This window comes from Caloranaerobacter sp. TR13 (assembly GCF_001316435.1).
Classification (GTDB): Bacteria; Bacillota; Clostridia; order Tissierellales; family Thermohalobacteraceae; genus Caloranaerobacter.
In genome coordinates this window covers 42,549-51,182 of the sequence record NZ_JXLL01000013.1, presented here as the reverse complement: position 1 = coordinate 51,182, position 8,634 = coordinate 42,549, and the positions used below count along the sequence as shown (strand labels likewise).

Annotated in this window: 9 protein-coding genes; 1 reads left to right on the top strand and 8 read right to left on the bottom strand. The window is 31.4% G+C overall.

The genetic code is table 11. The features are described from left to right. Positions 1–174: 174 nt before the first annotated feature. Positions 175–771 (top strand): spore protease YyaC, encoded by a 597-nt coding sequence (gene yyaC, locus TR13x_RS08750; protein WP_054871546.1) that lies wholly within the window; start codon positions 175–177, stop codon positions 769–771. Between the two features lie 7 nt (positions 772–778). Here the strand turns inward: yyaC and TR13x_RS08745 are convergent, their stop codons facing one another. The 8 genes from TR13x_RS08745 to TR13x_RS08710 form a co-directional block, all read right to left on the bottom strand. Next, a complete protein-coding gene (locus TR13x_RS08745) occupies positions 779–1,063 on the bottom strand; it encodes a YkuS family protein (protein ID WP_054871545.1) in 285 nt (94 codons plus the stop codon). 63 nt (positions 1,064–1,126) lie between these two features. Then, entirely contained in the window at positions 1,127–2,002 is an 876-nt protein-coding gene (locus TR13x_RS08740) for a diacylglycerol kinase family protein (protein ID WP_242851753.1), read from the bottom strand. A 24-nt stretch (positions 2,003–2,026) separates the two neighbouring features. Next, a complete protein-coding gene (locus TR13x_RS08735) occupies positions 2,027–2,542 on the bottom strand; it encodes a DUF4446 family protein (RefSeq protein WP_054871543.1) in 516 nt (171 codons plus the stop codon). Between the two features lie 69 nt (positions 2,543–2,611). Beyond that, positions 2,612–3,754, bottom strand: a complete 1,143-nt coding sequence (locus TR13x_RS08730) for an aminotransferase class V-fold PLP-dependent enzyme (RefSeq protein WP_054871542.1) — start codon at positions 3,752–3,754, stop codon at positions 2,612–2,614. A 413-nt stretch (positions 3,755–4,167) separates the two neighbouring features. Next, positions 4,168–5,892, bottom strand: a complete 1,725-nt coding sequence (gene ade / locus TR13x_RS08725) for an adenine deaminase (protein WP_054871541.1) — start codon at positions 5,890–5,892, stop codon at positions 4,168–4,170. Then, entirely contained in the window at positions 5,885–6,886 is a 1,002-nt protein-coding gene (locus TR13x_RS11375; RefSeq protein WP_054871540.1) for a xanthine dehydrogenase family protein molybdopterin-binding subunit, read from the bottom strand. Before TR13x_RS11375 ends, ade begins: the two co-directional genes overlap by 8 nt. Positions 6,887–6,899: 13 nt before the next feature. Beyond that, complete coding sequence (locus TR13x_RS11370; RefSeq protein WP_054871539.1) at positions 6,900–8,156, bottom strand: xanthine dehydrogenase family protein molybdopterin-binding subunit; 1,257 nt, start codon at positions 8,154–8,156, stop codon at positions 6,900–6,902. Beyond that, positions 8,157–8,633 (bottom strand): (2Fe-2S)-binding protein, encoded by a 477-nt coding sequence (locus tag TR13x_RS08710; protein ID WP_054871538.1) that lies wholly within the window; start codon positions 8,631–8,633, stop codon positions 8,157–8,159. Position 8,634: the final 1 nt, after the last annotated feature.

Genomic DNA, 8,634 nt, shown 5'->3' with positions numbered 1-8,634 from the left:
TCAACGGCAAAAAATAATTTACCACAAAACTTTTTATTAGTCAAGAACATTTTTAAAACTTTTATACTATCACAAAATAATAATGAATAAAATATATTAAATATTCTTTCTGTATTTATTACCTCTCTTTTGGGAAAACTTGTACGTAAAGATTATTTATCAGGAGGATAGCGTATGTTCTTCCAAATCAATTGTAATAAGAATAGTATAAATTCTTTTTCACCTTATGCAGTAAGTGAATTTAGTAAAATGATTTTAGAATACCTAAACAAATACTACAATAAAAATCATAAAGAACTAGTTATTGTATGTATAGGAACAGATAGATCAACTGGCGACAGTCTTGGCCCTCTAGTAGGATACAAGCTCTCACCACTCCTTAAAAAATATAACAAAGTACATCTACTGGGTAATTTAGATAATCCCGTACATGCAAAAAATCTTAAAGAAAATATTAATTTCATAAAGAACACATTCGATAATCCTTTTATAATTGCTATAGATGCTTGTTTAGGCAATATTGATAGGATAGGTTATGTAAAAGTTGAAAAAGGTCCACTAAAACCAGGAGCCGGAGTAAATAAAATTTTGCCTGAAATAGGTGATATACATATAACAGGAATAGTAAACATTAGTGGATTTATGGAGTATATCGTGCTACAAAACACTAGGCTAAGCATTGTAATGAAAATGGCAGATGTTATATCAAAGTCTATTTATCTAAGCTATATTCAGTTTTATAAAAATAATAGTGAAATAATACATAATTAAAAGCCCATCACTCAAATAATGGGCTGTATAATTTATTGTTTATAATATACTCTATTTCTTCTAACGTTTTACCAGTTGCATTAATTAAAAGTACATCTTTATTTCTATTTATCTCAAATCCTGTATCCATACTGATAAAACTATCTATATAAGGTATACTATAACCATCAGCCATATATATTATTGCTTCTACTTCTTTATTTTCATTAATATCATACACTTCATAACCTCTACTTTTTAAGTTATTCTTTAAATCATCAAGCCCTTTTTGAATAGCTATTTTTTTCATCATAATAAAACACCCCCAGAATATTCATTTAAGATTAGTATCTTCTGTAAGGGTGTTTTTATTCTCTTACTGAGCTATAACTTCTATGCTTTTTCTTTTCATTGTAAATATTATCTCATCATCAACATCAAATATTTCTCCATCTATATTTAAACTTATTGGATTGCACATATTCACCTTTACTTCTTTAGACTTGTAAAATTGAACATATTTTTTAAATTCGCCATGCTTCCCTTTAAATATAGATGGAAATAGCAATAAAAGCTTTAGTTTAGGAATCTTTTTTATAAAACAAATTTCAGAGAGACCATCATCTTCTACAGCATTAGGGCATATTGCCATGCCTCCGCCATAATATTTACCGTTTCCAATAGCTATAAGGAGAATCTCTTCATTAAGTTCCCTATCATCAAGTTTAACCTTAATCTTCTTACACTTATATGATATAAGTGTTACTAATAAACCTACTGTATAAGCAAATTTACTTTTAACATATCTTTTTATTTTTTCTGTATTCTTAACTATTTCAGCATCGAATCCAATACTTGCAACATTCAGAAATGGTTTACCATCAGCGTACCCTAAATCAATACTTTTAACTTTGCGATCTATTATCAAATCTAGAGCATATTTTACATTTTCAGGTATATTTAATGTTCTTGCTAAATCATTCCCGGTACCTCCAGGTATAATACCTAATATACCTTTACCCATTTCAACTATTCCAATCATTACTTCATTAATAGTCCCGTCTCCACCTACTGCTACTATAATATCAAATCCTTTTCCAAGTGCATTTTTAGTAATTTCTATTGCTTCCTTAGGCTTTGTAGTCTCAATAATTTTATATTTGATGTCAGTTTTTTTCATTTTTTCTTTAATGTAAGGTATTAAGTTTCTAGCTCTATTTTTGCCAGCAACTGGATTTACAACAAAACACACACTCAAAACATACCACCCAACTTTTTATATGCTTCCCAGGCTCTTTGAAACGCCCTGTTTTTTGGCTATTTCTATAGCCTGTATTTCTTCATCTGAAAGTGTATAATTAGATTTCCCATTAAATATGGGCTTTGCATAAGTATTACATTCATTTCTACCAAATAAACTTGATATTACAAAACCATTAAGGTTAGCATCTAACAGAGCTACTGAAAAACTTAAATCACTCCCTACGTCATTGAATGCATTATACCTTACAAAACCTACTTTTTGTACTGCAAATTTCAACTTGCTATCTAAATCATCACATATACTTTTGATATTTTCTGCTTCTTTTTTCATATCTTTAACTTCATCAATATACTCAAAAATCAAGTCCTCTAAAGAAGCCTCATCAACACCTTCAACAAGTCTATTATACTTTTTTGTAATAGAGGAAATTCTTATCTGGCTAATAATATTTAGCAATAACAAAAATATTACTGCAACTGTTAGAAAAATAATTATTTGATTACTATACTGCGCAATTATTTCTTCCATAAATTACAGACCCCCTTTATGTTGCGATATGGTTAATATTCGTTAATCATCTTTAAATTCCTTCAAAAATTATATTTCCTTGGCTATTTCTCTTATTGCTTTTATTGCTTCTTCAATGTCCTGATGTGTATTAAAGTACCCAATACTAAATCTTACAACCCCTTGTTCAAATGTGCCTATTGTTTTATGAGCCAAAGGAGCACAATGAAGCCCTGGCCTAACAGCTATATTAAAGACTCTATCTAAAATATAACTTACCTCAGATGAATCCTCTTCACCAAGATTAATAGATACAACTGGGGCCTGTTTCTTTACATCACAAGGTCCATAAATTTTTACTTTATCTATCTTTTTAAGCTCTTCTATAAAATACTTTGTTAACTCTTCTTCATGTTTTCTTATATTATCAATACCAGTTTTTAGGATAAATTTAATTCCCGCTCCTAATCCTACTATCCCAGGTGTATTTGGTGTACCACTTTCGAATTTGTCTGGTAACATCTCGGGCTGTATTAAAGACTCAGATCTACTACCTGTTCCTCCCTCTTTCATTTGCATTACATCTATTCCTTCTCTTATATAAATTCCACCAGTTCCTTGTGGTCCCAATAAACTTTTATGCCCAGGAAACACAAGTATATCTATATTCATATTTTTCACATCAATATCATATACTCCAGCAGTCTGTGCAGCATCTACCATGTAAAGCAATCCTTTTTTATGTGCTATTTTACTTATTTCGTCTATAGGAAATAAAGTCCCGGTAACATTAGAAGCATGAGTGGTAATTATCATTTTAGTATTTTGTTTAATATTTTTTTCAATATCGTTTATGTCTATCATTCCAGTCTTATCACATTGGATAATAGTAGTTTCTACTCCTACGCTTTCTAAAGCTTTAAGTGGTCTTAGTACTGAATTATGTTCCATAGAAGTTGTTATGACATGATCACCTGATTTTAAAATACCTTTAATTCCAAGATTAAGACCTTCTGTAGCATTTGATGTAAATATTATATTCATCGGATTCTCAATATTAAATAATTTGCTTAAAAGTTCTCTTGTTTCATATATAGCTCTACCAGCTTTTAGAGCTAACTTATGTCCAGACCTACCAGGATTAGCTCCAAATTCTTTCATAGATTCTAGCATAGCTTGATAAACTTCTTCTGGTTTTGGAAAAGTAGTTGCAGCATTATCTAAATAAATCAAATCACTCACCTCCAAATAAATGACAATTTAATTATAACATATTAAATATAAGTATATTAAAAATATACTTTCAAGCTGTAGACAAAATAAAATATTTATGAAAATAACACTCATGCGAAAGAATTTAGAAAAAACTTAAGGCTTAAATTTTTAGAAAATCCTAACGCACCTAATCAAGACGTCCTGTCTTGTAGGATGCTGGCTTAGCGTCCTGCTAAGCCTACGGATTTTCTTCAAAATTTTCACCTAGTTTTTTAACTAAATTCTTTCAAGCATTCGCTTATATTTTCATACATTTTTAAAAAATTAACTTTGTCAACAAACTCTAAGTACATTAAAAATGCTTTATTATTTATAAATCCTCTTGTTTAAAGAATTATATTCCTTAAACAAGAGGATTATCCTAAAAATATCTATTCTACATTGTAAATTTCAATAAATTGAAATTTTGATACATCAAATAACCCCATATCAGTAACCTTAATCTCAGGAATAACAGGCAAAGCTAAAAAAGATAATGTCATAAACGGATCTATATCCTTATTTACACCAAGTTTGTTATAAGCTAAATCTAACATTTCTTTTAATGTAACATTTACTTCTTCCATCGATTTATTTGACATAATACCAGCTATAGGTAACGGTAATGTCTTAAGAACTTCTCCTTTAGAACATATAGTAATTCCACCACCTACTCTAACAACTTCTTTTACAGCTAATAACATATCTTCATCATTATCTCCAATAACAATTAAATTATGTGAATCGTGTGCTATTGTTGATGCGATAGCACCATTTGTCAATTTAAAATTTTCAACCAACCCTAATCCAATATTTCCTGTTGCTTTATGTCTTTCTATGACAGCAATTTTCAATATATCTAAGTTTTTATGATGTTTAAAATATCCATTTTCCGTTTCTACTTTCCTTATAACCTTTTCTGTAACAAGACTATGTGGTAATAGTCTAATAACATTAGCTATATCTTTCTTAAGCCCTATTTTTAAATCTTCTTTTCTAACTTCTTTTGTTCTAACAGTATCAGTAACTTTTGACACTTCTACAGCTTTTACTTTAAACAAAGGTACATTATTTTTTGCTACTAAAACACCTTTTTTAAAGACCTGAACCACATTAAATTTTTCTAAATCATCTATTACAATAATATCTGCTACATAACCTGGTGCTATAGCTCCAACTTCTTTTAATTTATAACACTCTGCAGCATTTATTGTAGCCATCTTAATAGCAGAAATCGGATCTAAACCCATCTTTATAGACAATCTTACATTATTGTCTATATGTCCTAATGTTAAAATATCCTCTGGATGTTTATCATCTGTACAAAATAAACATCTTCTTAAATTCTCTTTTGTTACTCCTCTGATAAGGGTTTCTAAATTCCTAGCAGCTGAACCCTCTCTTATTAATATATACATTCCTAATCTTAATCTGTTTATCATCTCTTCTATAGTTGAACATTCATGTTCTGTTCTAACTCCAGCTATTACATATGCATTTAAGTCCTTACCACTTATATTTGGTCCGTGTCCATCTATCAATTTATCTTCTACTATTCCAACCTTATCTAAAGTATCTTCATCTCCCAAAATTACTGATGGATAATCCATTAATTCTCCTAGACCTAATATTCTTTCATCATTAATTAATTCTCTTAATTTATCTGCATCTAATATTGCTCCTGAATTTTCAAAAGAAGTAGCAGGTACACATGACGGGAGCATAAAAAATATACTAAGAGGAAGTTCCATACCTGAATCCATCATAAACTTTATGCCTTCTAATCCACATACATTTGCTATTTCATGTGGGTCGGCAATTATTGTTGTTGTACCTCTAGGAACTACAACTCTTGCAAATTCATTTGGAGTTACCATCGACGATTCAATATGTACATGACCATCAATCAATCCAGGAGCTACATATTTCCAGTTCAAATCTATTTCCCTTTTACCTTTATATTGTCCTACTCCAACTATTTTCCCCGAATCTATCGCAATATCACCTTCAATTATTTCATGAGAAAATACATTAACTATTTTACAATTTTTTAAAACCAACTCTGGCAGTTCTCTACCATAAGCTAAATCAATCATCTTCTTAATATTATTACTCATTACTAATCGCCCCCAAATTTTTCTCTTTCAATGCTTTGAGGAGTCTATCTGGTGTAACTGGTATTTCTGTCATTCTAACTCCAACTGCATTATATATAGCATTGAGTATCGCTGGCGCTACTGGGATTGTTACTGGTTCACCTATACCTTTTGCTCCAAAAGGAGCAGTAGATTCTGGTTCCTCAATTATTACCTTTTCTATTTCTGGCATATCCATTGAAGTTGGTATTAAATAATTGGTAAAACTATTATTCTTAATTTCTCCGTTCTTCAATTTTAAATCTTCCATGAGAGCATAACCTAAACCCATAGAAAACCCACCATCTATCTGTCCTTCAATTAATTTAGGATTGACAGCTTTACCAACATCCTGAGCAAATACTGATCTTAATACTTCTACTTTACCTGTTTCAGTGTCAACCTCAACTTCTACCGAACAAGCAGCAACAGTATATGGCCAATACGGAGCTCCTTGACCCGTTTCATCATCCATTTTTGTAGTTTGCGCTATAAATATCCCCTCTTTCTTAATATTTTGTTTAATACTACTTGCTAGTTCCTTAAATGTTATAAATCTCTCAGGATAACTCTTTACATATATTCTTTTATCTCTTGTTTCTAATCCTACCGTACTATTTAATCCTAGCTTCTTAGCAGCTATTTCAAATAACTCTTTCTTTAATTTCTCTACTGCTATTTTAACTGCATTACCCGTATTATAAGTCTGTCTGCTTGCAGCTGCAGTTCCAGAATCTGGAGTAATACTCGTATCTTCACAACTAAGTATAATATCTTTTACCTGTATACCAAGTACTTCAGCAGCCATTTGAAGCATAATAGTTTTTGCCCCTTGACCAACTTCAGTAGCTCCTACATATATCGCAATATTTCCATCTTTTTGTAACTGCGCAATAGCTCTAGAAACATCAGGAAATCCATTACCATAACCTGTCCCGTAAAAAATACAAGCTATTCCCTTCCCCCTCTTTTTCATATAAAATCGCCCCCTATTTTTCATCTATTAAATCTATACGCCTAGCTACTTCTTCAATACATTTATTTAGAGGAAAACTTTCTGTAATTAACTGCCCTGTAGCTGTCTTTGACCCAATTTTCAATATATTCTTCATTCTAAATTCTACAGGATCTATATTTAGCTTCTCAGCTAATATATCTATCTGCTGCTCATATGCTATAGGTACTTGAGTTGCACCAAACCCTCTCATCGCTCCACAAAAAGGATTATTAGTATATACTGCATAACTGTCTACTTTTACATTTGGAATCTCATACGGCCCACAAGCATGAACTCCAGCCTTTCTCAAAACATTTATTGCCCATGATGCATAGGCTCCAGTATCTCCTATAATAGTTGCTTCCATTGCTAATAGCTTACCATTTTTATCAGCACCAGTCTTATATCTCATAATCATAGGATGTCGTTTTGAATGAGCAATAAAAGACTCATTTCTACTATACACAGATTTTATAGGCCTACCAGTTAACTTAGTGGCTATTGCCAAATGAATTTGTAAAGTTATATCCTCTCTCCCTCCAAAAGCTCCACCAACTGCAGGATTGATTATTTTTACTTTGTCTTCAGGCATACCCAAAGCTTCTGCTACCTCTAATCGATCCCAATGAGGATACTGTGTTGAAACACAAACCACAATAGTTCCATCATCTTCTGTATAAGCTATACCTGCTTCTGGCTGCAAAAAAGCGTGTTCAACCATTGAACTAATATATTCATTCTCCACTACAACTTCACATTGTTTAAAAGCTTTATCTACATCTCCCTTTCTTAACTTATAGTGATATATAATATTGCTCTCACCATGAACTTTTGGCGATTCTTCTTTCATAGCTTTTATTGGATCAAAAACTGCCTCAATCTCTTCATACTGTACATCAATAGCCTCTAAAGCTCTCTGTGCTATTTTTTCTGTAGTTGCTACAACAAAAGCTATAGGATCTCCGATTCTTCTTACTTTCTTTTCACAGAATACTTGATGGTCTTTAAATACAACACCGTGATAATTTTTCCCTGGAACATCTTTATATGTAAGTATTTTTATTACGCCTTCTATTTTTTCAGCTTTAGTTGTATCCACTCTTATAAATGCATGTGGTTTTGTTGATCTTAAAGTTTTACCATAAAGCATACCATCTATATATATATCTTGAGGATAAATAGCTTTACCTGTAACTTTAGAAAGTCCATCTACTCTAATTACATCCTCTCCTATCACTCTATATTTCACTTATTTTCCCTCCTTCAACAAGTATGCAGATGCTTTTTCAATTGCATCTACAATCTTGTTATAGCCAGTACATCTACATAAATTACCTGATATAGCCTCCCTAATCTCTTGCCTTGATGGATTAGGATTTTCATCAAGTAGTGCCTTTGCAGACAAAATCATACCTGGTGTACAAAATCCACATTGCACTGCTCCTTCATCTAAGAAAGCCTTCTGTATAGGATGAATATCTTGTTCATTACCTAAACCTTCGATTGTAACTATACAACTGCCATCAGCTTGAAATGCCATTACCAAGCATGAGTTAACAGCTTTTCCATCCATTATTACCGTACATGCTCCACATTCTCCCTCACCACAACCTTCCTTTGTTCCAGTAAGGCCTAAAACATCTCTTAAAACATCTATAAGTCTCATATCTTCATCAATTTCAACACTATAATCCTTATCATTAATATTTAGATTTAATTTCAACATA